This window comes from Actinomyces sp. W5033 (assembly GCF_051303165.1).
The window spans coordinates 159087-182814 of sequence record NZ_JBPPGD010000002.1; the positions used below are offsets into that span (position 1 = coordinate 159087).

Annotated in this window: 16 protein-coding genes and 1 pseudogene; 10 read left to right on the plus strand and 7 right to left on the minus strand. The window is 73.2% G+C overall.

Going from position 1 to position 23728, the window contains the following annotated elements:
- The first annotated feature begins 118 nt into the window (after nt 1–118).
- Together argS and lysA are read left to right on the plus strand one after the other, a co-directional pair.
- Nucleotides 119–1795, plus strand: a complete 1677-nt coding sequence (gene argS, locus ACSJJR_RS02225) for an arginine--tRNA ligase (RefSeq protein ID WP_435941894.1) — start codon at nt 119–121, stop codon at nt 1793–1795.
- 77 nt (nt 1796–1872) lie between these two features.
- Nucleotides 1873–3369 carry a diaminopimelate decarboxylase gene (gene lysA, locus ACSJJR_RS02230; RefSeq protein ID WP_435941966.1) on the plus strand — a complete coding sequence of 499 codons (1497 nt, stop codon included), beginning with the start codon at nt 1873–1875 and terminating at the stop codon, nt 3367–3369.
- Here the strand turns inward: lysA and ACSJJR_RS02235 are convergent.
- The 5 genes from ACSJJR_RS02235 to ACSJJR_RS02255 are packed head-to-tail and all read right to left on the minus strand — an operon-like array spanning nt 3358 to nt 10120.
- Nucleotides 3358–5145, minus strand: a complete 1788-nt coding sequence (locus ACSJJR_RS02235; RefSeq protein ID WP_435941895.1) for an ABC transporter ATP-binding protein — start codon at nt 5143–5145, stop codon at nt 3358–3360. The genes lysA and ACSJJR_RS02235 overlap by 12 nt on opposite strands.
- The gene (locus tag ACSJJR_RS02240; protein WP_435941896.1) at nt 5142–6968 is read right to left on the minus strand and encodes an ABC transporter ATP-binding protein; all 1827 of its coding nucleotides are present in this window, start codon (nt 6966–6968) and stop codon (nt 5142–5144) included. Before ACSJJR_RS02240 ends, ACSJJR_RS02235 begins: the two co-directional genes overlap by 4 nt.
- Before the next feature lie 25 nt (nt 6969–6993).
- The gene (locus tag ACSJJR_RS02245; protein ID WP_435941897.1) at nt 6994–7764 is read right to left on the minus strand and encodes an energy-coupling factor transporter transmembrane component T; all 771 of its coding nucleotides are present in this window, start codon (nt 7762–7764) and stop codon (nt 6994–6996) included.
- Nucleotides 7761–9527: an ABC transporter ATP-binding protein gene (locus ACSJJR_RS02250; RefSeq protein WP_435941898.1), complete on the minus strand. Its 1767-nt coding sequence runs from the start codon at nt 9525–9527 to the stop codon at nt 7761–7763. Before ACSJJR_RS02250 ends, ACSJJR_RS02245 begins: the two co-directional genes overlap by 4 nt.
- The gene (locus ACSJJR_RS02255) at nt 9524–10120 is read right to left on the minus strand and encodes an ECF transporter S component (protein ID WP_435941899.1); all 597 of its coding nucleotides are present in this window, start codon (nt 10118–10120) and stop codon (nt 9524–9526) included. Before ACSJJR_RS02255 ends, ACSJJR_RS02250 begins: the two co-directional genes overlap by 4 nt.
- A gap of 235 nt (nt 10121–10355) precedes the next feature.
- On the opposite strand from ACSJJR_RS02255, the gene ACSJJR_RS02260 reads away from it, so the two are divergent.
- The 6 genes from ACSJJR_RS02260 to ACSJJR_RS02285 all read left to right on the plus strand — a co-directional run bounded on the left by ACSJJR_RS02260 (nt 10356) and on the right by ACSJJR_RS02285 (nt 17608).
- Nucleotides 10356–11699, plus strand: coding sequence for a homoserine dehydrogenase (locus ACSJJR_RS02260; RefSeq protein ID WP_435941900.1), 1344 nt, complete (start codon nt 10356–10358; stop codon nt 11697–11699).
- On the plus strand, nt 11696–12601 hold the full coding sequence (thrB, locus tag ACSJJR_RS02265; RefSeq protein WP_435941901.1) for a homoserine kinase: 906 nt from the start codon (nt 11696–11698) through the stop codon (nt 12599–12601). The genes ACSJJR_RS02260 and thrB overlap by 4 nt, the downstream gene beginning before the upstream one ends.
- Nucleotides 12602–13044: 443 nt before the next feature.
- The gene (rho, locus tag ACSJJR_RS02270) at nt 13045–15084 is read left to right on the plus strand and encodes a transcription termination factor Rho (protein ID WP_435941902.1); all 2040 of its coding nucleotides are present in this window, start codon (nt 13045–13047) and stop codon (nt 15082–15084) included.
- A 212-nt stretch (nt 15085–15296) separates the two neighbouring features.
- The gene (gene rpmE / locus ACSJJR_RS02275) at nt 15297–15509 is read left to right on the plus strand and encodes a 50S ribosomal protein L31 (protein WP_435941903.1); all 213 of its coding nucleotides are present in this window, start codon (nt 15297–15299) and stop codon (nt 15507–15509) included.
- Between the two features lie 135 nt (nt 15510–15644).
- Nucleotides 15645–16733 carry a peptide chain release factor 1 gene (prfA, locus tag ACSJJR_RS02280; RefSeq protein ID WP_435941904.1) on the plus strand — a complete coding sequence of 363 codons (1089 nt, stop codon included), beginning with the start codon at nt 15645–15647 and terminating at the stop codon, nt 16731–16733.
- Complete coding sequence (locus tag ACSJJR_RS02285) at nt 16730–17608, plus strand: N5-glutamine methyltransferase family protein (RefSeq protein ID WP_435941905.1); 879 nt, start codon at nt 16730–16732, stop codon at nt 17606–17608. Before prfA ends, ACSJJR_RS02285 begins: the two co-directional genes overlap by 4 nt.
- A 209-nt stretch (nt 17609–17817) precedes the next feature.
- Here ACSJJR_RS02285 and ACSJJR_RS02290 read toward each other — a convergent pair whose 3' ends face one another.
- Entirely contained in the window at nt 17818–18771 is a 954-nt protein-coding gene (locus ACSJJR_RS02290) for a fructosamine kinase family protein (protein WP_435941906.1), read from the minus strand.
- A gap of 747 nt (nt 18772–19518) precedes the next feature.
- Between ACSJJR_RS02290 and ACSJJR_RS02295 the strand changes: the two genes are divergently transcribed.
- Nucleotides 19519–19809: a DNA alkylation repair protein gene (locus ACSJJR_RS02295; protein WP_435941907.1), complete on the plus strand. Its 291-nt coding sequence runs from the start codon at nt 19519–19521 to the stop codon at nt 19807–19809.
- 144 nt (nt 19810–19953) lie between these two features.
- The gene (locus ACSJJR_RS02300; protein WP_435941908.1) at nt 19954–22881 is read left to right on the plus strand and encodes a UvrD-helicase domain-containing protein; all 2928 of its coding nucleotides are present in this window, start codon (nt 19954–19956) and stop codon (nt 22879–22881) included.
- 10 nt (nt 22882–22891) lie between these two features.
- Here ACSJJR_RS02300 and ACSJJR_RS02305 read toward each other — a convergent pair.
- Nucleotides 22892–23588 (minus strand): annotated as a pseudogene (locus ACSJJR_RS02305) (nitroreductase family protein).
- Nucleotides 23589–23728 lie beyond the last annotated feature (140 nt).

Consider the following 23728-nt stretch of genomic DNA (forward strand, 5'->3'; position numbering starts at 1 on the left):
TGGGTGAGGTCAGTATGTGGTGAGTGCTCGTGGGGAGGTGGGGGTTTGCTGGGGCAGGGCCACCGGGCCGCCCGGACGGGAGCCAATACCTGTCCCACCCCTCCGCTACCCTGTGCCCGTGACCCCCGAAGAGCTCGCTGACGCGATCCGCACCGTCCTTCTCGCCGCCGCCGGCGACGGCACCCTCAACCTCGCCGTCGAGGAGGTGCCCCTGCCCAAGGTCGAGCGTCCGCGCTCGCGCGAGCACGGCGACTGGGCCACCAACGTCGCCATGCAGATGGCCAAGAAGGCTGGCACCAGCCCGCGCGCCCTGGCCGAGCTCCTGTGCCCCCGCCTGGCCGCTCTAGACGGCGTCGCCTCCGCCGAGGTCGCTGGCCCCGGCTTCCTCAACATCTGCCTGGAGGCCGCCAGCGCCGGTGAGCTCGCCCGCACCATCGTCGAGGCCGGCGAGGCGTACGGGCACAACGACTCCCTTGCGGGCCAGAGCGTCAACCTCGAGTACGTCTCCGCCAACCCCACCGGCCCCGTCCACCTCGGCGGCGCCCGCTGGGCCGCCGTCGGTGACTCCCTGGGCCGTATCCTCACCGCCTGCGGAGCCCAGGTCACCCGCGAGTACTACTTCAACGACCACGGCACCCAGATCGACCGCTTCGCCCGCTCCCTGCTCGCCGCCGCCCGCGGCCAGGACACCCCCGAGGACGGCTACGGCGGCGCCTACATCGCCGAGATCGCTGCCACCGTCACCGCCGACGAGCTCGCCGCCGGCCGCCCCGACCCGGCCACGCTGCCCGACGACGAGGCCACCGAGGTCTTGCGCTCACGTGGCGTCGCCCTCATGTTCGACGCCGTCAAGGCCGAGCTGCACGCCTTCCGCTCCGACTTCGACGTCTTCTTCCACGAGGACTCCCTGCACACCTCGGGCGCCGTCGGCCGCGCCATCGACCGCCTGCGCGAGCGCGGCATGATCGTCGAGCGCGACGGCGCCACCTGGCTGCGCACCACCGACTTCGGCGATGACAAGGACCGCGTCCTCATCAAGTCCGACGGCAACGCCGCCTACTTCGCCGGCGACGTCGCCTACTACCTGGACAAGCGCTCGCGCGGCGCGGACTGCGCCATCTACCTGCTGGGCGCGGACCACCACGGCTACATCGGCCGCATGATGGCCATGTGCGCCGCCTTCGGCGATGAGCCGGGCACCAACATGCAGATCCTCATCGGCCAGCTCGTCAACCTCGTCAAGGACGGCGAGCCGGTGCGCATGTCCAAGAGGGCCGGCACGATCGTCACCTTGGAGGACCTGGTGGCCGCCGTCGGCGTTGACGCGGCCCGCTACTCGCTGGCCCGCGCCTCCATGGACTCCATGATCGACATCGACCTGGACCTGCTGTCCTCGGCCTCCAACGACAACCCCGTCTACTACGTCCAGTACGCCCACGCCCGCACCCGCAACGTGGCGCGCAACGCCGCCGAGCACGGTGTGAGCCGCGAGGCGGGCTTCGAGCCCGCCGCCCTCGACACCCCCGCCGACTCCGCCCTGCTGGGGGCCCTCGCCCAGTTCCCGGCCATCGTCTCCCAGGCGGCGAGTATGCGCGAGCAGCACCGGGTGGCCCGCTACCTCGAGGAGCTGGCCGGTGCCTACCACACCTGGTACGCCGCCACCCGCGTCACCCCGCGCGGCGAGGACCCGGTGGACGCCGGCCACGTCGCCCGACTGTGGCTCAACGACGCCGTCTCCCAGGTGCTTGCCAACGGACTGGCGCTGCTGGGTGTCACCGCCCCGGAGCGCATGTGAGCACCACCGACCAGGCCCCCGCCGCACAGCCGCCCGTCCTCGGCGGTGAGCCCACCCTCCCCGCCGGGGAGGCCCCGCTGGGCAGCCTCGTGACCCCCGAGCCCGACGAGCGCCCCGACCTGTGGCCCTGCACGGTCCGTCGCGGCCCCGACGGCGCCCTCACCCTCGGCGGGCGCCACCTGAGCCAGGTGCTCGACGACGCCCCCACCCCCGTCTTCGTCCTCGACGAGGCGGACCTGCGCGGTCGCGCCGCCGCCTGGTCCGCGGCCATGCACGAGGAGTTCTGGCCCGGCTACGGCATGGCCGGGGGCGAGGCCTTCTACGCCGGCAAGGCCTTCCTCACCACCAGGGTCGCCCAGTGGGTCCTCCAGGAGGGCATCGGGATCGACACCGCCAGCCGTGGTGAGCTCGCCGTCTCCCTCGCCGCCCTGGAGGCCGTCGACGGCGAGGACGCAACCGCGAGCGCCACCCGCCTGGGTCTGCACGGCAACGGCAAGACACAGGCCGAGATCGCCGTCGCCCTCACCCACCGCCTGGGCCACCTCGTCCTCGACTCCCTGGAGGAGATCGAGCTCGCCGCGCGCGCCGTGCGCGACCTGCGCGCCAGCGGTGTCTACGGGGCCGAGGAGACCGGCAAGGTCATGGTGCGCCTGACCACCGGCGTGCACGCCGGTGGCCACGAGTTCATCTCCACCGGCCACGAGGACCAGAAGTTCGGCCTGTCCGTCCACGCCGGGACCGCCCGGCAGGCCATCGACGCGATCATCGCCGCCCCCGAGCTCGAGCTGCATGGGCTGCACTCGCACATCGGCTCCCAGATCCTTGACCTGGCCGGTTTCCGCGAGGCCGCCCGCGTCGTGCTCACCCTGCGCCACGAGGTCGCCGCCGCCACGGGCGTCATCGTCCCCGAGCTGGACCTGGGTGGCGGCTACGGCATCGCCTACACCGGTGCCGACCCGGTGCCGCCCAGCCCGGCTGAGGTGGCCCGCACACTCGCCCAGACGGTGCGCGCGCTGTGCGCCGAGCTCGGTGACCCCGTCCCGCACGTGTCCATCGAGCCCGGCCGCAGCGTCGTCGGCCCCTCCACCGTCATGCTCTACACCGTCACCGGTCTCAAGCGCGTCGCTCTCGACGAGGGTGCCTCGCGCCTGTACGTCAGTGTTGACGGCGGCATGAGTGACAACATCCGCCCCGCCCTGTACGACGCCGCTTACACAGCGCTTGTCGCCAACCGCCGCCCTGACCCGGCCGCGGGGCTGGCCCGTGCGCGCGTCGTCGGCAAGCACTGCGAGAGCGGGGACATCGTCGTCCGTGACGTGGACCTGCCGGCGGATCTTGCCGTCGGTGACGTCCTGGCGGTGCCGGCCGTCGGAGCCTACGGACGCTGCCTGGCCAGCAACTACAACCTGTTCACCCGCCCCGGCGTCGCCTGGGTACGTGACGGCCAGCAGGGCTGGGTGCTGCGGCCCGAGACCCTTGAGGACCTGCTCGCCCTTGAGGGCGAGCAGCGACGCACGCCGCCCCCGGTGACGGCAGCCGCCACCGGGGGCGGTTGGAGAACCTCAGGCCCCTGATCCCACGAGCCTCCACCGGTCCACCGCGCTCTGGTCGTCCCAGAAGCGGCGGTACGTCCCGCCCGCCTCATAGAGCTCGTCGTGGGTGCCCACGGCCTCGACGGCCCCGTCGACGAGCACGACGATCCGGTCCGCACGGCGGATCGTCGACAGGCGGTGCGCGATGACGAGCACTGTGCGCCCCTGGCTCAGCTCCTCCATCGCCCGGGTCACCCCGGCCTCGCTCACACCGTCCAGGGCGCTCGTGACCTCGTCGAGCAGCAGCACGGGTGCGTCCTTGAGGAAGGCGCGCGCGATGGCCACGCGCTGGCGCTCGCCCCCGGACAGGGAGGAGCCGCCCTCTCCGACACGGGTCTGCCACCCGTGCGGCAGGCGCTCGACCACCTCGTTCAGGCCCGCCCTCTGGGCCGCCTCCCGCACCTGCTCATCGGTGGCATCCGTGCGCCCGATGCGCACGTTCTCCTCGATGGTGGTGTCGAAGAGGTAGACGTCCTGGAAGACCATCGACACCTGCGCCATGAGCTCGTCCGTACGCAGGTCGCGCACGTCCGCGCCTCCCACGCGCACCGTCCCTGCCGAGACGTCCCAGAAACGGGCCACGAGACGGGTGAGGGTGGACTTGCCCGAGCCCGAGGGCCCCACGAGGGCGGTGACGGAGCGCGCCGGGAAGGTGAGGGTGACGTCGTGGATGACCTCACGGCCTGCCACGTAGCCGAAGGACACGCGCTCCAGGCTCACGTCCAGGCCGCCCCCGGCGGCCGGACGGGGTGAGGCGGCCCTGCCCGCGGCCGGCTCGCTCAGGACCGGGGCGCCCAGGATCGCCTCGATGCGCTCCAGGGCGACGTCGGACTGGTGGAGGGGATCGACGTAGAAGGCGAGCATGCCCACCGGCTCGGCGAAGCGGATGGACATCAGGGCCAGGGTGATGAAGACAGCCGGGTCGAGGGACCCACCCAGCAGGAGGTGCAGGCCCACCGCCAGGCTGGCGACGACGCCTGCCTCCACCCAGGTGTGGAAGGCCTGGCCAGCCGGCCCCTTGGCGTGCTGGGCGCGACGCGCCGCCCGGTGGTCCTCCCTCAGAGCCACCTCCAGGGGCACCCACGTGCTGTTGCCCGCCTGGCCTCCGACCGCATCCTGCCCCTGACCGTTGACCGCCCCTGTGGCACGCAGGATGGCCTGGAGGCGGCTGAACTCCAGCAGACGGGCGCCCAGCGTCTCGGCGGCGTCCTGCGAGGCGGTGAACTCCCCGCGCACAGCCCGGTGCAGCCAGCGCAGGCACAGCAGGGCTCCGGGCAGGGCCAGCAGGAGCGCCAGCCCCATGCGCCACTCCATGAGCAGGGTGCTGACCCCGATGACCGCCGCGCTTCCACTCATCGAGGCGATCTGGGGCAGGGCGATGGAGGGCAGGTGGGACAGGTTGGCCGTGTCACGTGAGACGGCGGTGGCGACCTGCCCGGTGGTGGAGGAGGTGAACCAGCCCAGGGGCAGCTGCTGGACCCGGTGGCCCAGCGTGCGCACGAGGCTGCCGCACACGTCGTAGCAGGCGATGGCGTAGGAGCGCACGGTGGTGACGCAGGAGACGGCGAGGCTGAGCAGGGCGGTGACGACGACGGCGGCCAGCCACCCGCCGCTGGGCCCGCTCGCCAGGAAGGAGCGCAGGAAGGGCACGAGGAGCACGAGGCTCAGGCCCTGGAGGGCTCCGGCGGTGACGTGCGCGGACACGAGGGGGACGAGGTTGCTGCTGGTGCCCAGGCACCGCTGAAGACGACGGATCACTGCTGTGCCCTCCACATCTGTGCGTACAGGCCGCCCTGCGCGAGCAGCCCGGCGTGTGTACCGCGCTCGACGACGCGGCCGTGGTCCATGACGAGCACCTGGTCGGCGTCCACGACGGTGGCCAGGCGGTGCGCGATGACCAGGACGGTGCGCCCGGAGGCGAGCCGTGCCAGCGCCTGCTGGATCTCCCGCTCGCAGTGGGCGTCCGCCTGGGCGGTGGCCTCGTCCAGCAGGAGGACGGGGGCGTCGGCGAGGAACACGCGGGCCAGGGCGATGCGCTGGCGCTCACCACCGGACAGGTGGGCGCCCTCGGAGCCGAGGACGGTGTCGTAGCCGTCGGGAAGCTGAAGGATCCGCTCGTGGATCCGGGCGGCCCGGGCGGCGGCCTGGACCTCGGCGTCCGTGGCGCCGGGGCGCCCCAGAACGATGTTGGCGCGCACGGTGTCCGCCAGGGTCCCGGTGTCCTGCAAGACGAGTCCCAGGTGGGACAGGAGGTCGGCGCTGGAGGCCTCGCGCACATCCGTCCCGCCGACGCGCACGCTGCCGGACTCGACGTCCCAGAACCGGGCGATGAGCCTCACGAGGGTGCTCTTGCCGGAGCCGGAGGGACCGACGACGGCGGTGACGGTGCCCGGCTCAAGCCGCAGGCTCACGTTCTGCACCGCCAGCGGCAGCGGTGCCTGGCCGTCGCGGGCCCCGTAACGGAAGGACACGTGGTCGAGCTCGACCCCGACCCCACCGTCCGGGTCCCGCCCGATCTGGGTGGGGTGCTCGGGCTCAGCCAGCACCGGCTCGCTCATCAGGGCGCCGAGCCGTCCAGCGGCCTCGACGCCCAGCGTCACCTGGTTGACGAGCGAGACCAGGCTGATGAGGCCGCTGGGCAGCCCGATGCCGACAAGCAGGAAGGGCAGCAGGCCGACGGGGCTCAGGACCCCGTGCCCGGCCATCCACACCCCCGCGAGCAGCACGGGCACGAGCATCCCGGCGGGGGAGATGAGGACCCCGAGAAGCGCCATGGGGCGGCCTGGTCCTCTCATGTAGCGGTAAGCGGAGTCGGTGTACTGGTCGAGGGCCTCGTCGAAGCGGTGGAAGACCGTCCCGCTCAGGCCGAAGGCCTTGACGGTGGCGATGCCGTCCACCATCTCCACGGTGGAGGAGCCCACCTTCTTCATCCCCTCGAGGTAGTCCTCGTTGACGGTCCCCTGGGACCTGGCCACCGCCGTCGCCGTGAGCACCAGGACCAGGAGCATCCACGCCAGCAGGACGGCGGCGAGCTGCCACGAGCGGGTGAACAGGTAGGTGAAGCCCAGGACGAGCCCGCCCACGCTCGTGCCCAGGTCGGTGCCGTAGTGGGCGATGAGCGTGTGGATGGCGGTGGTGTCCTCGGTGATGAGCACCGTGGTGCGTCCTGAGGACTCGTTGGTGTGCCAGCCCAGCGGCAGCCGTGACAGGTGCCGGGCGATCCTCAGGCGCAGCTGTGTGCGGAAGGCGCTCTCGACGTCATGCGCCCAGCCGGTGGAGAGCATCGCGATGACGTGGCCCAGGGTGAGACCGAGGATGACGGCGCCCAGCCACCGCCAGGCCTCGTGCGCCGTCAGGGTGTGGGCGACGGCTCCCTCGGCGAGCGCGGTGACCGCGACGGCGGGCAGGAGGGAGAAGCCGGAGGCGATGAGCCCGGCGAGCGCGGTGAGGGCGATCTTGCCGCTCACCGGTGCCAGGACCTGTCTCAGTGTGGCGGGCGCAGCGGTGGTCCTGGCGCCCTCCTGCGGCCGGTGTGCGGCTGAGGGGGCGCGCGTGAGGTCGGTGGCGCGGGTGCTGGTCATGAGGTCTCCCAGGGGCAGGGGCGGGCTAGACGTCGTGGAGGACGAGGCCGTTGTGGGCGAATGAGAGGGCCATCCAGGCGGCCAGGGCCCAGCCGCACAGGACGAGGACGGTGTCGCGCCGCCGCCAGCGGGGCGGGTGGCGCTCGGTGCGCTCGTGGTAGGCCCCGAATCCGCGCGCGTCCATGGAGGCGGCCACCCGCTCGGCGTGGCGCACGGCCCCGGTGGTGAGGGCGGGCACCGCCGTCCACGCCCGCACGAGGGGGCGCAGCACCGGCAGGGGCGCTCGGGTGCCGCGCAGGGCGTGCGCCTCCCGGACCACCCGGTACTCGGCGGCCAGGCGCTGGCGGAAGCTGAGCGCGGCGACGCCCGCGTAGGCGAGCCGGTAGGGCACGTGCAGATGGGTGGTGAGGGCGCGAAGCAGGTCCTCGGGGCTTGAGAGCAGCCCCGTGAGCACGCACAGGCCCATGACGGAGCCGAGCTTGCCTCCCAGCCTCAGGCCGACGAGCAGCTGGTTACGCTGCAGCTCGATCGGCCCCAGGGCCAGGACGGTCTCAGAGGCTCCCACCCGTCCCGTGGGGGTGCTCAGTGCCAGGGACAGGCCGATGACGCAGGCTGCCGCCAGGATGGTGAGCGCGGCGGGCGCGCCGCGGCGCGGGTCGGCGGCGAGCAGCAGGAGCGTGCTGACGGCCAGGACGAGGAGGGGGACCTGGGCGGTGGTCATGAGCGCGGTGAGGACCATAAGGGGCAGGAGAGCCGCGAAGGGCGCCAGGGGGTCGAAGGCGGCGCGCCCGGTCACGGAAGGTCCTCCCACCGGGTGAGTGGGGGCAGGCTCGCGCCCGTGGCGAGGGCGAGCTGGCGCATGCGTGCCACCGGTGGGGGCGCGAGTCCGGCCCGGGCCAGCAGCTGCGCGTCGGCGAGGACCTGCTCGGGTCCTGCCTCGGCCAGGACCTGCCCGGCGGCCAGGACGAGGACGCGGTCGGCGTGCTCGGCGACGAGACCCATGTCGTGGGTGGTGAGGATGACGGCGGTGCCCTCGTCGGCGATGGAGCGCAGGAGGCTCATGAGGGCGTCGCAGCTGTGCTGGTCCTGCCCGAAGGTGGGCTCGTCGAGGCAGATGAGGTCCCGGTGGCGGCCCAGGACGGAGGCGACGGACAGGCGCCGCTGCTGGCCCCCGGACAGGAGGAAGGGGTTTGTCGCGGCGTGGTCGGCGAGGCCGAACCTCTCCAGGCGCTCGGCGACCGAGCGCCGCACCTGCCGCTCGTCGGCGCCCGCCAGGCGCAGACCGCGGGCGAGCTCGTCAGCCACGGTGCGCTCGAGGAGCTGGTGCTCGGGGTTCTGGGTGACGAGGGTGACCTCGGGTCCAGGTGTTCCCGGGCGGCGCGGGCGGCCGGCGACGGTGACGGTGCCTGCCGCCCAGGGCTCGAGGCCGGCCAGGGCACGCAGGAGTGTCGTCTTGCCCGAGCCGTTGGCCCCGGTGACGGCGAGCACCTGCCCCGGGCCGAGGGTGAGGTTGACACCGGTGAGGACCGTGTGACGGCGTGAGCGCCGTCCGCGGGGGACGTCGAGCCCACGGACCTCGAGGGCTGGGTGAGCGCGGTGGGAGGCAGCGGGCCGGGCCTGCGCCAAGGCCTCCGAGGAGCGGTCAGCGCGGGCTGCGGGGCGGGGAAGGCGGACCGAGGCGAGCAGGCGGGCGCCATCGGCGAGCGTGAGGGCGACGGCGCCCGGGCGGTCGTCGCCCTGCCCGGTGCGCTCGGTGGTCCCGGTGAGCCCGGCGTCCTGGAGCCGGTGGCTCAGCCGGGTGGCCGAGGGCAGGCGCACCCCGGCGCGGGCGAGCGCACGGCCGTGGCGGGCCAGGACCTGGTCGGCGGGCCCGTAGGCGAGGGTCTCGCCAGCGCGGCCCAGGGCGATGACGTGGGTGACGTGCTCGACGACGTCGTCAAGGTCGTGCTCGACGACGAGGACGGCCGCTCCCCGGGACTGGACGCGGGGAAGGAGCCGGTAGAAGGCGGTGGTGGCCGCCGGGTCGAGGTTGGCGGTGGGCTCGTCCAGGACGAGCAGGTCCGGGTCCTGGGCCAGCGCGCAGGCGAGCACGAGGCGCTGACGCTGCCCGCCGGACAGCTCCCAGGGGCTCGTGCCCTCGCGGCCTAAGAGCCCGACGTCGCTCAGGGCGCGCCGGGCGCGCGGCTCGATCTGCGGGGCCGGCACGCGAAGGTTCTCCAGCGCGTAGCACACCTCGTCGAGGACGCTCGTGGTGACGACCTGGGCGTCCGGGTCCTGCATGACCACGGCGACGGTGCCGGCCAGGTGGGAGACCTCGGCCTCGGCGACCTCTGTCCCGCCGACCTGCACAGAGCCCTGGTAGAAGGAGGGCAGGCAGTGGGGCACGAGCCCGGGCAGCAGGCGCGTGAGGGTGGACTTGCCGCAGCCGGAGGGGCCTAGCAGGAGCGTCGTCGTGCCCGGGCGCAGGGTGAGGGTGACACCCCGGGGGACCCACCTGCGGGTGTGGGCGTACCGGACAGCGGCGTCCTGCAGGGTGGCGACGGCAGGGGCCGCGCTCATCGGGAGACGGCCAGGCCCGTGCGCTCCAGCGCCCGGCGCAGCAGGAGGCACACTCCGACGGCGACCCAGCAGGACAGGACCGACGCAATGGCACCGAGGACGGTCTCCTGGGTGGTCAGCGCGACGCGGAAGCCGGTGGAGTAGAGCATGGCGTTGACGCCTCCGAAGACGGCACCTGAGAGCAGGTAGGCCCACCAGGTCCAGTGCCGGTAGAGCAGGACGGCGATGGGGGCGCCGACGAGGACGGAACCGAGGAGGTTGCTCACGATGGCAGCGGGGCCCTGTGGAGTGAGGAAGGCGCTGACAACTCCCATGACGAGGCCGGCGACGACGAAGACTCCCGGCTTGTTGACGATGACGCCGGGCAGCAGGAAGGGGACCATCCAGGCGCCCATGAGGGCGCACATGACGAGCACGCCGCGGGGGCTGACGGCGACGATGGCGGACACGTAGGTCAGGGGCACGACGAGCAGGGAGCCGACGACGCCGAGGGCGGCCACCGTCATGAGGTTGCGGGTGCCCAGGACGGAGTCGCGCAGGCCCGAGCGGGCGGAGGTGCGGATGGGAGGCGGGGTGACGGGGGTGGTGCTCATAGGGACCTCAGGGGATGATCGGGGCCCGGCGGGGGAGGGGAGGCATCTCCGGCAGGACGAGCGGGGGTCAGGGTAGGCAGGCCTAAGGTAGGAGCGCTTCTCAGTAGTGGTCAAGGGGTTCCTCGCAGCTGCCGCCGCGGTGCTCACGGCCCCGGCGGGACGTCCGCGCAGCGTGTCCGCGGCCCCGTCTATGCTGGCCCCGGCCCTGTCCGCCGTACGAGACGAAGGTGGTTCCATGACCCAGCAGGCCCCGACCGCAGCGCCCCCGGCCGCACGGCCCGTCCTCAGGGTCGGCGTCCTCGGCTCAGGCACCGTCGGCACGCAGGTGGTCCGTCTCCTGGGCGAGCAGGCGCAGGAGTTCGCCGCCCGCAGCGGGGCCCTGCTGGAGGTCACCGGCATCGCCGTGCGAGACCTCTCGGCCCCCCGGGACCCGGCGGTGCCTCGCGCGCTGCTGACCGACGACGCCACCGCCGTCGCCACCGGCAACGACATCGTCATCGAGCTCATCGGCGGCATCGAGCCCGCCCGCACCCTCATCCTCGCGGCCCTGCGCGCCGGGGCCTCGGTCATCACCGGCAACAAGGCCCTCATCGCCGCCCACGGCCCCGAGCTCTACGCCGCCGCCGCCGCGGCCGGTGTCGACTTCTACTACGAGGCCGCCGTCGCTGGGGCGATCCCCGTGGTCTACGCGCTGCGCGAGTCCATGGCGGGGGACCGGGTCACCAGCGTGCTCGGCATCGTCAACGGCACCACCAACTACATCCTCGACGAGATGAGCGCGAAGGGCCTGGGCTTCGAGGCCGCCCTCGCCGCGGCGCAGGAGCTGGGCTACGCCGAGGCGGACCCCACCGCCGACGTCGATGGCCTCGACGCCGCCGCCAAGGCCGCGATCATCGCCTCCCTCGCCTTCCACACCCGCGTCGGCATCGACGACGTCAGTGTCGAGGGCATCCGCTCGGTCACCGCCGAGGACATCCGCGAGGCCCACGCCTCGGGCTGCGAGCTCAAGCTGTTGGCCATCGCCCAGCGTGTCGCCCTCGCCGACGGCCCCGAGGGGGCGGAGGGCGTGAGCGTGCGCGTCCACCCGGCCCTCGTGCCCGCCGACCACCCTCTGGCCAGTGTCCACGGAGCCTTCAACGCCGTGCTCGTCGAGGCCGAGTCCGCCGGCCGGCTCATGTTCTACGGCAAGGGTGCCGGCGGCGCTCCCACCGCCTCCGCCGTCCTGTCCGACGTCGTGGCCGCCGCCGCGCACCGCGTCAACGGCGGTCAGGCGCCGCGCGAGTCCTCCTACGCGGACCTGCCGGTGCTGGGGCCCGAGCAGGCCGTTACCCGCTACCAGGTCCAGCTGTGCGTGGACGACCAGCCGGGCTCCCTGGCCGCGGTGGCCGCCGCCTTCGCCGCCAACGACGTCTCGATCAACTCGGTGCGCCAGAGCGCGTACGTCGGCGGGGACCAGGCGGTCGTCACCATCGTCACCCACCCGGCCGCCGTGGGGCGCCTGGACGCCGCCGTCGAGGCGCTGAGATCCCAGGAGCGTGTCCTCGACGTCATGTCGGTCCAGCGGGTGGAGGGCGAGTGAGCGTCCGCCTGTCGCACGAGGTCGCCGCGGTGAGGGTCCCCGCCACCACCGCGAACATGGGGCCCGGCTTCGACTCCTTCGGCATGGCCTTCCGCTACTACGACGAGGTCACGGTCCGCCCGGTCACCGGCCCGACGACGGTCACGGTCGAGGGTGTTGGTGCGGGGGTGGTCCCCGCGGACGACTCCAACCTCGTCGTGCGTGCCCTGAGGGCCGGCCTCGACGCCGTCGGAGCCCCTCAGGCGGGCTTCGAGATGCACTGCGTCAACCGCATCCCCCACGGGGGTGGGATGGGCTCGTCCGCCTGCGCCGCGGTCGCCGGCCTCATGCTCGCCCGCGGGCTCGTCAATGACCCGGGGCTGCTGGACGACGACCTCGTCTTCCAGCTCGCGACCGGCTTCGAGGGGCACCCGGACAACGTCGCCCCCGCCGTCTACGGCGGTGCCACGGTGGCCTGGACGGAGGCGGACGGCACCGCTCACGCGGCCCCGATGCCGGTGGACGCCACTCTTCCGGTGAGCCTGCTGGTGCCCCCGTCGGCGACGCGGCTGTCCACCGAGGAGGCCCGCAAGGTCCTGCCGGACTCGGTGCCGCGCGCGGACGCGCTGTTCAACACCTCGAGGGCCGCGGTGCTCATGCTCGCCCTGGCTGGCCGTCCCGACCTGCTCATGGCCGGCACGCAGGACCGCCTGCACCAGGAGTACCGGCGTGGGGTCCTGCCGGAGTCGATGGCGGTCATGGACTCCCTGCGTGAGCAGGGCTACCCGGCGGTGATCTCAGGGGCGGGCCCGACGGTGCTCGTGCTGTCCGACCTGTCGCAGCACACGCGCATGACCTTGCAGCACCACGGCTGGACCGTGCTGCGCCCGGGCATCGACCTCGAGGGGGCCAGGCTGGTCTGAGGACCCGGGGCCTGGTGCGGGACGCCTCCCACCCAAGGCAGCTCACAACTCAGCTAGAATGCTCCTATGGTTGTCTCAACGCGAAGAGAGGCAGCTTATGGGCGCTGTGCCGCGCACCGTCCCGATCGCCCACGCCGCCGCACGCACCTCCACCACTGTGGGGGGCGACGGCGGACGCGTGGGCCACGGCACCGGCCCCGGCTCTCACGGCGGCCCTAGTCGCTGCTACAGTGAGGCCAACGGCCCTGCGGATCGCACCGCACCGCCGCCTGCAGCCGCAGGCGGACAGGAGCCCCGGCCACCGGCCCCTCCGTCGCCCCGGCTGCACGACTGCCCCCGTGAAGGCCTCCGGGGGAGTCCCACCACGTCGATGCCGTCACCAGACGGCATCCGGACCGCACCGGCCCTGCCGGCGATCCCCGGCAGCACACAGAAGGACACTCGTGACCGAGACCTCCCCCGCCTCCCTCTCGACCATGCGCCTGGCCGAGCTGCAGAAGCTCGCCGCCTCCATGGGGCTCAAGGGCACCTCCCGGCTGCGCAAGAGCGAGCTCATCGCCGCCATCCGCGACGGTGGCGCGACCCCTCACACCGACGCCCCCACCGCTGGGGGACAGACCACCCGCCCCGATGAGACCCCCTCCCGGGCCCCGCGCGGCGCCGAGCGCCCCTCCCGGGCTGACGACGCCCCAGCGGCCGAGCGCCCCGAGCGCAGCGGGCAACCCCTGTCCGACGGCGAGGTCCGCCCGCGCCGGCGCCGCGTCACCGCGGCTGCCGGCGCCCCCAGCCGTGCCCCCGAGCGCGGTGCCCGCACCGCCGGGATCGAGCTCGACCTTCCTGCGAGCGCGCGCGACCGCGCCCCCGAGGACACCCAGCAGACCCCGGGCGAGGCCCGCCGCCAGCGCCGTGAGGAGCCCCGCGCCGAGCGCGGCGCCCAGCAGGACGGAACCCGCCCCTCCCGTCGGCGTCGGGCCCAGACCTCCGCGGGCGCCCCCGAGGAGCGTGGCGAGCGCCCCGCGCCGAGCGAGGACCACATCGACGCCAAGGCCGCGCTCATGCGCGACCTCGCCGACGTCACCGGCACCCCGGCCGTCGAGCCCGCCGAGCGCAAGCAGCGCCGCGACGACTCCGACTCCTGGGACGAGGAGAGCCGCGCAAGCCGCCGTCGCGGACGTAAGCGCCGCGGACGCGACCGTGACCGCGACACCCAGGGCGAGGGCGCCAGCCAGCCTGGCCAGCAGCGCGCCCCGCGTGAGGACGAGGTCCTCATCCCCGTGGCCGGCATCCTCGACGTCGCCGACTCCCAGCACGCCTACCTGCGCACCTCTGGGTACCTGCCCGGCGCCAAGGACGTCTACGTCTCCGGCCAGCAGATGAGGGACAACGGCTTGCGCGCGGGCGACGCCGTCACCGGCTGGGTCCGCGAGGGCGGCGAGACCTCCCAGCCGGGCCTTTCCGGCCAGGGCGGGCGCAACGGCCGCAGGCAGAACCGTGCCAGCCGCCAGAAGTACAACCCGCTCGTGAGCGTCGAGGCCGTCAACGGCATGGACCCCGAGCGCGCCAAGCGCCGTCCGGAGTTCAACAAGCTCGTCCCGCTCTACCCGCAGGAGCAGCTGCGCCTGGAGACCACCCCGAAGGCCCTGACCCCCCGGGTCATCGACCTCGTCGCCCCCATCGGCAAGGGCCAGCGTGGCCTCATCGTCTCCCCGCCCAAGGCCGGTAAGACGATCGTGCTGCAGCAGATCGCCAACGCCATCAGCGTCAACAACCCCGAGGCCCACCTCATGGTCGTGCTCGTTGACGAGCGCCCCGAGGAGGTCACGGACATGCAGCGCACTGTCAAGGGTGAGGTCATCGCCTCAACCTTCGACCGCCCGGCCTCAGACCACACGACCGTCGCAGAGCTCGCGATCGAGCGCGCCAAGCGCCTGGTCGAGCTGGGCCAGGACGTCGTGGTCCTGCTCGACTCCATCACGCGCCTGGGGCGGGCCTACAACGTGGCCGCCCCGGCATCGGGGCGGATCCTCTCCGGTGGTGTGGACGCCAGCGCCCTCTACCCGCCCAAGCGCTTCTTCGGCGCCGCCCGCAACATCGAGCACGGCGGGTCGCTCACGATCCTCGCCACCGCGCTGGTGGAGACCGGCTCGAAGATGGACGAGGTGATCTTCGAGGAGTTCAAGGGCACCGGGAACATGGAGCTGCGCCTGTCGCGCCAGCTCGCTGAGAAGCGCATCTTCCCGGCGGTTGACGTCGCCTCCTCCTCCACGCGTCGTGAGGAGCTGCTTATCGACCCGGCCCAGCTCAAGATCATGTGGCGTCTGCGCCGCCTGTTCGCGGGGCTGGAGCAGCAGTCGGCGCTCGAGCTCGTCATCGGCAAGCTCAAGGAGACGGCCTCGAACGCGGAGTTCCTCATGGTCATCTCCAAGACGACCCCGCAGGGCACCTCGCTGGCGGACGCCGACGACGACGCCACGCTGGCCTGAGCGCTGCGCCGCGGGCACTGGCCCCGGCGTCGTCGTGGCGCACGGGCGACGGTCCGTGCGCTCTTGACAACGCGCGTCGAATATCACGTCGCCCGCCTGCCTCGTCCCGTTGTGGCTGTGGCGGGCGCGGCGGCATAATCGGCGACTGGTTTCCGGTTCACCTGCGTGGTCAGCACGTGGGACCCGGGGCCCTCTGAGTGCTAGGAGACACCATGAAGCAGGGGATCCACCCCGACTACGTGGCCACCACGGTCACGTGCACCTGCGGCAACACCTTCGAGACCCGCTCCACCGTGACCTCCGGTGAGATCCGCGTCGACGTCTGCTCCGCCTGCCACCCGTTCTACACGGGCAAGCAGAAGATCCTCGACACCGGTGGCCGCGTGGCCCGCTTCGAGGCCCGCTACGGCAAGCGCGCGAGGTAAGCAGCCTGCACGACGCCGACGGAAGGCACCTTGTGAGGAGCCGCCGTCGGCGTCGTCGCGTCCAGGACCGGGACAGGGCGGTCCCGGACGCGACGAGCGCAGCCCACGCCTGACCAGCAGCACACGAGGAGCACCATGAGCGACGACTTCTCCGCCGCCGCCGCGATGACCGAGGAGCACGCGCGCATCGAGTCCGAGATGGCTGACCCCGCCGTCGCCTCCAACCCCGGGGCCATGCGCCGCCTGGGGCGCCGCTACGCCGAGCTTGGCCGTGTTGTCGCCGCCTACCGCGCCTGGCAGCAGGCCACCGCCGACCTCGCCGACGCCACCGAGCTCGCCGCCGAGGACCCCGACTTCGCCGCCGAGCTGCCCGCCCTGGAGACCGCCGCCGCATCCACGGCCGAGCACCTGCGCGACGTCCTCGTCCCCCGTGACCCCGACGACGCCCGCGACGTCATCATCGAGGTCAAGGCCGGCGAGGGGGGTGAGGAGTCCGCCCTCTTCGCCTCCGACCTGGCCCGCATGTACACCCGCTACGCCGAGCGCCAGGGCTGGGTGGTCGAGGTCCTGGACGCCACCGGCTCCGAGCTCGGCGGCTACAAGGACATCCGCCTCGCGGTCAAGACGCGTACAGCCGTCGAGCCCCAGGACGGGGTGTGGGCGCACCTGAAGTACGAGGGCGGCGTCCACCGCGTCCAGCGCGTGCCCGTCACCGAGAGCCAGGGACGTGTCCACACCTCCGCCGCCGGTGTGCTCGTCATGCCGGAGGCCGACGACCCCGGTGAGCTCGAGATCGACCCGAACGACCTGCGGGTGGATGTCTTCCGCTCCTCCGGCCCCGGCGGCCAGAGCGTCAACACGACCGACTCGGCCGTGCGCCTGACGCACCTGCCCACCGGCATCGTCGTGTCCATGCAGAACGAGAAGTCCCAGCTGCAGAACAAGGAGGCCGCCCTGCGCGTGCTGCGGGCGCGCCTGCTGGCCGAGCGTGCCGCGGCGGCGGCCGCCGAGGCCTCCGCCGCCCGCCGCTCGCAGGTGCGCACGGTGGACCGCTCCGAGCGGATCCGCACCTACAACTTCCCCGAGAACCGGGTCGCCGACCACCGCACCGGCTACAAGGCCTACAACCTCGACGCCGTGCTCGACGGCGACCTGGGCCCGGTGATCGACTCGGCGATCGCCATGGATGAGGCCGAGCGGCTCGCGGCGGTCGGCCAGGCGTGACGGCGGACGGCGCTCTGGACCGCTACGCGCTGCGGCGGCTCGTGCACGAGGCGGGGCAGAGGCTCGCGCAGGCCGGTGTGGCCTCGCCCGAGCACGACGCGCGTGAGCTCGCCCAGTGGCTGCTGGGCTGCTCCCTGCCCCTGGCCGAGGGCGCGGACGAGACCTTCGTGAGCGCCTATGCCGAGGCCATTCGACGGCGCGCCGCCCGCGAGCCCCTGCAACGGGTCACCGGCCGCATGTTCTTCCGCGGCCTGGAGCTCGCCTGCCGCCCCGGTGTCTTCATCGTCCGGCCCGAGACCGAGGTCGTCGCCGGCGCCGCCATTGAGGCTGCCCGGAGGTGCACGCGTGCGAATGTGACCGACGGCCCGCTCGTCGTCGACCTGTGCGCCGGCAGTGGGGCCATCGCCGCCGCCGTCGCCACTGAGGTGCCTACTGCCCGGGTGGTGGCCGTCGAGCTCGCCGACGACGCCTATGCCGTCGCTGTCGCCACGTGTGAGCGGCACGCGCTGGGGAGGGTGCGGGTGCTCCAGGCCGACGCGGCCGACCCCATGACACTGGCCGGGCTGGACGGGCAGGTGGATGTCGTCGTCACCAACCCGCCCTATGTGCCGGCGGGGGCGCTCGAGGACGTTGAGACCGCGTGCCACGACCCCCACCTGGCACTGTTCGGCGGGGGAGAGGACGGCCTCGCCCTGCCCACCGCCCTCGTGCGCCGGGCGGCCGCCCTGCTGCGGGGCGGCGGGGTGCTTGTCATGGAGCATGACGCCCGGCAGGGGGCTGCGCTGCGCGGGGCGGCCCTGGCCGTCGGCTTCCGTGTGGTCTCCACGGGGCGGGACCTCACCGGTCGCGACCGCTACCTGCGGGCCGTGCGCTGATGCGCGCGCCCGGTCACGGATCGCCCGTGGCCTCGCGGATCACGTTCCTGCTGGCGGATCACCTGCGGTCCGGCGGATCACGTTCCTTCGGACGGATCACCTAGTTGCCGCCAAGAGGTGATCCGTCGGGAGAGAGGTGATCCGACCGCGGCCGAGTGAGCCAGCTGAGTGCCGCCGGGAGCGGACCCGTGTCGGCCTGACAGACGCTGTCAGACGTACCGGCGTGCGAGCGCGGCCGCCTGGGCCCCGTAGCCCCCGCCGAAGAGGAAGACGTGGATCATGAGCATGTGCAGCTGGTGCAGCCCCACCCGCTCCTGCCAGCCGTCGGCCAAGGCGGACACCTCGTCGTAGCCTGCGTAGACCTCCCCGAGGAACCGCTGACCGAAGACCCCCAGCGCCGCCAGATCCGTCTCGGCGTGGGCACCGTGCGCCATCGGATCGATGAGCACACCGACGACCTCGACTCCCGGCGCTGAGCGTGCGCTGCCGGGCCCGCCGCCGCGCCCGCCTCGGTCGGTACCGCCCGGCCCGCACCCGGCTCCTTCGGGAGCCCAGGAGGCGGTCTCGGCCGTCGGCACCCACAGGACGTTGCCGGTCCACAGGTCGCCGTGGCTGCGGGCCACCGCCACGCGCTCGCCGCGCTCCTGAGCCCTGCGGCGCGTGAGCTCGGGCTGCGGGGTGTCGAAGTTGCCGTCGGCCAGGCGCGCGCACACCCGCTCGATGAGGCCGGCCTCGCCGCGGCTGAGTGAGCCCGCGTCACGCCCCGGACCGATGTAGGGCAAGATCCGGTCCTCGGAGTAGAAGCGGCCCCAGGGGCGGGGCTCGTCCCCGGGTGTCTCGGGAGCGTGCGGGCGCAGCCGGATGTCCGAGCGCCCCATGCGGGTGCGCCCGTCCCAGCCGGGCGGAGCGGCACCGAAGGCGGGGGCACCGGCGGCGTGCGTCACCGCCAGGGCCCGGCCGAAGGCCCGTGCGGCCTCGGGCGTCACCCGGCCGGCGCTCAGGTGCGGCTCCTCGATCCAGCCGTCGCCGATGGTCACCGGTACGACGTGGGCGCCGCCTGCGGGCATGGCCTCGGCCAGCCACTCCAGCCCCTGAGCCTCCAGACGGGTCGCTCCAGGAAAGTCATCGGTCTTGCGGATCGTGGGCTTGGGCCGGCTGCTCATGGTGCCAGCCTTGCACGTGCCGACCCGTCGAACGGGGTGGTCGGCATCGCCGGGGCCGCGCTGCGGACCTGGTGCGCTGGGGGCAGAGCAAGCCGTTGCACGCTCATGTGACTGGTGTGATTTCGGTGATCCGGGGATCTCGTTGGAATTCCGAGGAACTCACCCTGATGCTGGAGATGGTTACGCCGGCTCCCCTGTGCATGAGGATCACTGACGCACATGGGAGCCGAAGGATGCTCAGCGACCGAAGGGGACAACCCCGAAATCCTGCGGATCACGCGGATGCTCCGCTCACGTGAACGTGCCACCTCCTTAGTGGGCGCCAGCTCCGTGCTGTGGCGCGCCCCTGTCAGGCAGGCCGGCCTCGCCGGCCTCGGCATGGGCGTGGACGCCGTCGTCCTCGCTCACAGCGGGGACGATGACGGACGGACGGCAAGTTCTTCGGCGGCATTGTTCTCGCGCTGCTCGGCGCTGTCGGTGAGGGTCCCGCTGACGCGCATGAGCCTCATGACCTCGGTCAGCGTCTCGCGTCCCGGTGGCGCCTACCCCTTGTCGTGGACTGGAAGCGCCGCGCCGAGCACCTGCTGTGCGCGAGCGGGCGGTCGTGCGCGATTGGCCGTCCCGGCTGGTTCGACCACCAGGGCGTCGGCGACACCGGCATCGAGTTCCTCCAGGGTGACCGTGTCACCTCCTCGCGCGCCGTCAGCGCCGGGGCCCGCCAACAGGGACCTGGAGGGAGTGACGACCATGTTCGCGGACACTCGTCCTGACGAGGAGACTGGCTGGGGTGGGGAGGACCTGTGGCTCAGGCGCAGCGCCATCATCTGCCAGCTCCCGCACAAGGACCGCACCGACCGGCGCCTGCTGCGCGACGTCATCGAGGCCAACGAGGACGTCCCGGAGCCCTTCATCCGCAAGGCCATCGGCTGGGCCCTGCGCGACTGCGCCCGCACCGCACCCGCCTGGGTCCGTGGTTTCGTCGACACTCACCCAGGGCTGTCCCCGCTGAGCCGCCGGGAGGCCATCAAGCACCTGTGACCCCGGGACGGGGCCCTCAGCCGCGCCGGGACCGTCAGGTTCGGGGCGTTCGTCTCCGAGTGCCTCCGGGTGCCGACCGTCCCGCCCGGGTGCCTCCGGGGCGACACGAGGCACCCGCCGTGCGCCAGTAGTCTTGGCCCCACGATGAACGCGATGGACTCCCTCTTCGGCTCCCTGCCCATGCCCGGCCAGAAGGGTGGGGCCACGCCCCCGGCGGAGGCCGCCCTGCCCGCCCTGGTACCTGCCTCCTTCGACGCCGACGACGGCTGGGCCGACTCCCTGCTCGCCGCCGAGGCCCCCGCGGAGCCCGGCTACGAGCCCGACGATGCCCCCTCGCCCGAGGAACTGGCCGCGGTGGCCGGCACCTGGGAGGAGCGCCAGGCCGAGACCGCAGCCCTCGTGGCCCGCGCTCAGGCGCGTGCCGCCCAGGCCCGTGCCCGTGCCGGCGCGGATTCCGCCCTCGGCACCGGTGCCGTCGGCGCCCACGGCGGCCTCGCCGTTGCTGACCCCACTGCCCTCACCCGCGGCCTCAACGGGCCCCAGGCCGAGGCCGTCACCCACGCCGGCAGCCCCCTGCTCATCCTCGCCGGTGCCGGCAGCGGCAAGACCCGGGTCCTCACCCACCGCATCGCCTACCTGCTGGCCACCGGCCGCGCCCGGGCGGGCGAGATCCTGGCCATCACCTTCACCAACAAGGCCGCCGCCGAGATGCGCGAGCGGGTCGCCGCCCTCGTGGGCCCTGCCGCCGAGCGCATGTGGGTTGCCACCTTCCACTCCGCCTGCGTGCGCATCCTGCGCCGTGAGCACGACGCCCTGGGGCTGCGCTCCACCTTCTCGATCTACGACGCCGCCGACTCCCAGCGCCTCATCACGCTGATCGTGCGCGAGCTCGGCATCGACTCCAAGCGCTTCACCCCCAAGACCTTCGCCCACCGGATCTCCGACCTGAAGAACGAGCTCGTCACCCCCGCCGCCTTCGCCGAGCGCGCCGTCACCTCCAACCTGCTCGAGCGCCACCTCGTCGATGTCTACCGCGCCTACCAGGCGCGCCTGGCCGCCGCCAACGCCCTCGACTTCGACGACCTCATCATGCGCACGGTCCAGCTCCTGCGCGCCCGGCCCGCCATCGCCGAGATGTACCGGCGCCGCTTCCGCCACGTCCTCGTCGACGAGTACCAGGACACCAACCACGCCCAGTACGTGCTCGTGCGCGAGCTCATTGGCGGGCCCGGCACCTCGGGCGCCTCCTCCCCGCTAGCCCAGGGCGAGCTCACGGTGGTCGGCGACTCCGACCAGTCGATCTACGCCTTCCGCGGCGCCACGATCCGCAACATCGAGGAGTTCGAGCAGGACTACCCCAGCGCCCGCACGATTCTGCTGCAGCAGAACTACCGCTCCACCCAGAACATCCTCGACGCCGCCAACGCCGTCATCAGCCACAACTCCGGCCGCCGCAAGAAGGAGCTCTTCACCGACTCCGGTGCGGGCGCCCCTGTGACCGGCTACGTCGCCGACTCCGAGCACGACGAGGCCCGCTGGATCAGCCAGGAGATCGACCGCCTCGCCGACACCGAGGGGGTTCGGCCCCGCGACGTCGCCGTCTTCTACCGCACCAACGCGCAGTCCCGGGCCCTGGAGGAGGCCTTCCTGCGCTCTGGGCAGCCCTACAAGGTGGTCGGCGGCACCCGCTTCTACGACCGCCGCGAGGTCAAGGACGCCATCGCCTACCTGCGCGCGGTGGACAACCCCGACGACGACGTGAGCGTGCGCCGGGTCCTCAACGTCCCCAAGCGGGGCCTGGGGGACAAGGCGGAGGCGGCCCTGGCCGGGCACGCCGCCCGTCACGGCGTCTCCTTCGGGCAGGCGGTCGCCGACGCCGCCGGGGCGCCGCGCCCGGCCGAGTCCGGGGCTGGCGACCTTGACGCGCCGGGCACCGAGCCGCCCGCCGTCGAGGGCCTGACCACCCGTGCGTGCACGCAGGTGACCCGCTTCCACGAGCTGCTCGCGGGCCTGCGACACCAGCTGGCCGCGGGCGACGGCGTGGCCGACCTGCTCGACTCGGCCCTCGACGCCTCCGGTTACCTCGCCGAGCTGCGTGCCTCCGACGACCCGCAGGACGCCAGCCGCATCGAGAACCTGGCTGAGCTGCACGCCGTCGCCTCCGACTTCCAGTCCGCCAACCCCGACGGCACGCTGGCGGACTTCCTGGAGCGGGTGAGCCTCGTGGCCGACGCCGACCAGCTGCCCCCGGCCGCCGACCTCGCTGACGACGAGGCCCTCCGGGCCGCCGAGCAGGGACAGGTCACCCTCATGACCGTCCACACGGCCAAGGGCCTGGAGTTCCCCGTCGTCTTCGTCACCGGCATGGAGGACGGCACCTTCCCGCACGCGCGCTCCCTGGCGGAGGAGACCGAGCTCGCCGAGGAGCGGCGCCTGGCCTACGTGGCCCTCACCCGCGCCCGCCAGCGCCTGTACGTCACCCGGGCGGCGGTGCGCTCGGCGTGGGGCGCCGCCCAGGCGATGCCGGAGTCGCGGTTCCTGGCCGAGATCCCCGCCGAGGTCATGGAGTGGAAGCGGTTGGCTTCCTCCATGGACGCGCTGCGCGGGGGCGGGACGGGCTGGGGCGCCTCGTGGGACGAGGGGGGATTCGGCTCCGGGCGGGGGGGCTCCTACCGCCGGGGCGGGCGCTCCGGCGATGCCGGGTACTCCGACGACGACTTCGCCCCCGCCGTCGGCTCCGGGCACGCAGGCGGGCGCACAGGACGGCTCGGACGCGTCGAGACCGCCCAGGACCGGGCTCAGGCCAAGCGCGAGGCGGCCCGGGCCCGGCGTGAGGCGGCGGTGCCTACCCGCCTGGACGGCTCGAGGTCGGCGGCGCAGGAGGCGCTGCCGGAGGCGGTCGCGGGCCTGCGGGCCGGGGACCGGGTGCGCCACAAGACCTACGGCGTCGGCACGGTCGAGCGGATCGAGGGCTCGGGGCGCTCGACGACGGCGCACGTGACCTTCACGATCGACGGCGCCCCGGCCACCAAGCGCCTCATCCTGCGCCTGGCGCCCATGGAGAGGATCTGAGGGCCCGGCCTCAGCTGCGGGGCTTGACGAGGGGCACGGCCCGCCGCTCGGCGCGGAAGTCGTTGACCGGGTGGTTGCCGGCGTAGCCCAGCGCGAAACCGGTGACGAGGTGGTAGTTCCTCGGGGCCTCGAACTCGGCGTCCAGGGGGCGCCTCCAGGCGGCGAGGACCCCCAGCGGGCAGGAGTCGACGCCGTGCGCCTTCGCCGACAGGAAGAGGGTCTGGGGTGTGATCCCGGCGTCGAGGGCGGAGAAGGGCAGGAAGCTCTTGTGGATGAGGACGAAGCCCATGACCGGGGCGTCGAAGGCCCGACAGCTGGCTCTGGCGGCCTCCTCGCGGGCGGCGCGGTCCCCGCGGGCGATCCCCAGATGGGCGTACAGGGCCTTACCGACCTTCTGGGAATGGGGGAGCAGGTCCTTGGGGTAAGGGCTCCCAGGGCCGGTAGTCGCCGTCGGGGGCCTTGCCGGTGAGGACGAGCCGGGCCAGGGCGCCGCGCTGCTTGCTCATGACGGGGACGGCCCTGTCGAGCTCGGCGACGTAGGCGGCCCTGAGGCCTTCGACCCGCGGCCCGGTGGCCAGCGCGAGCATGAAGGGCCGGGCGTTGGGCCAGCTCGGTGCCTGACGGGTGTCGTCGAGGACCGCGTCGAGGACCTCCTGGGGGACCGGGTCGGGCCGGAAGCCGCGCACCGAGTGACGCGAGGCTGCCAGAGCGCTGAAGGCCTCGGCACCCGCCGGCGCAGTGCCATCGGGCTGGGTCTCGTCGGGCTGGGTCTCGTCGGGCCGGGTCTTGGCGGGGGAGGTCTTGTGCGTCGTCGGGTCTCCTTGGGATGTCATCGGTTCTACGTGAG

Bases quoted from the DNA above. Each gene is read 5' to 3' on its own strand.
- ACSJJR_RS02250 (WP_435941898.1), bottom strand. From the start codon at position 9,527: ATGAGCGCGGCCCCTGCCGTCGCCACCCTGCAGGACGCCGCTGTCCGG.
- ACSJJR_RS02255 (WP_435941899.1), bottom strand. From the start codon at position 10,120: ATGAGCACCACCCCCGTCACCCCGCCTCCCATCCGCACCTCCGCCCGC.
- ACSJJR_RS02300 (WP_435941908.1), top strand. From the start codon at position 19,954: ATGAACGCGATGGACTCCCTCTTCGGCTCCCTGCCCATGCCCGGCCAG.
- ACSJJR_RS02260 (WP_435941900.1), top strand. From the start codon at position 10,356: ATGACCCAGCAGGCCCCGACCGCAGCGCCCCCGGCCGCACGGCCCGTC.
- rpmE (WP_435941903.1), top strand. From the start codon at position 15,297: ATGAAGCAGGGGATCCACCCCGACTACGTGGCCACCACGGTCACGTGC.
- ACSJJR_RS02240 (WP_435941896.1), bottom strand. From the start codon at position 6,968: ATGACCAGCACCCGCGCCACCGACCTCACGCGCGCCCCCTCAGCCGCA.
- ACSJJR_RS02295 (WP_435941907.1), top strand. From the start codon at position 19,519: ATGTTCGCGGACACTCGTCCTGACGAGGAGACTGGCTGGGGTGGGGAG.
- ACSJJR_RS02290 (WP_435941906.1), bottom strand. From the start codon at position 18,771: ATGAGCAGCCGGCCCAAGCCCACGATCCGCAAGACCGATGACTTTCCT.
- prfA (WP_435941904.1), top strand. From the start codon at position 15,645: ATGAGCGACGACTTCTCCGCCGCCGCCGCGATGACCGAGGAGCACGCG.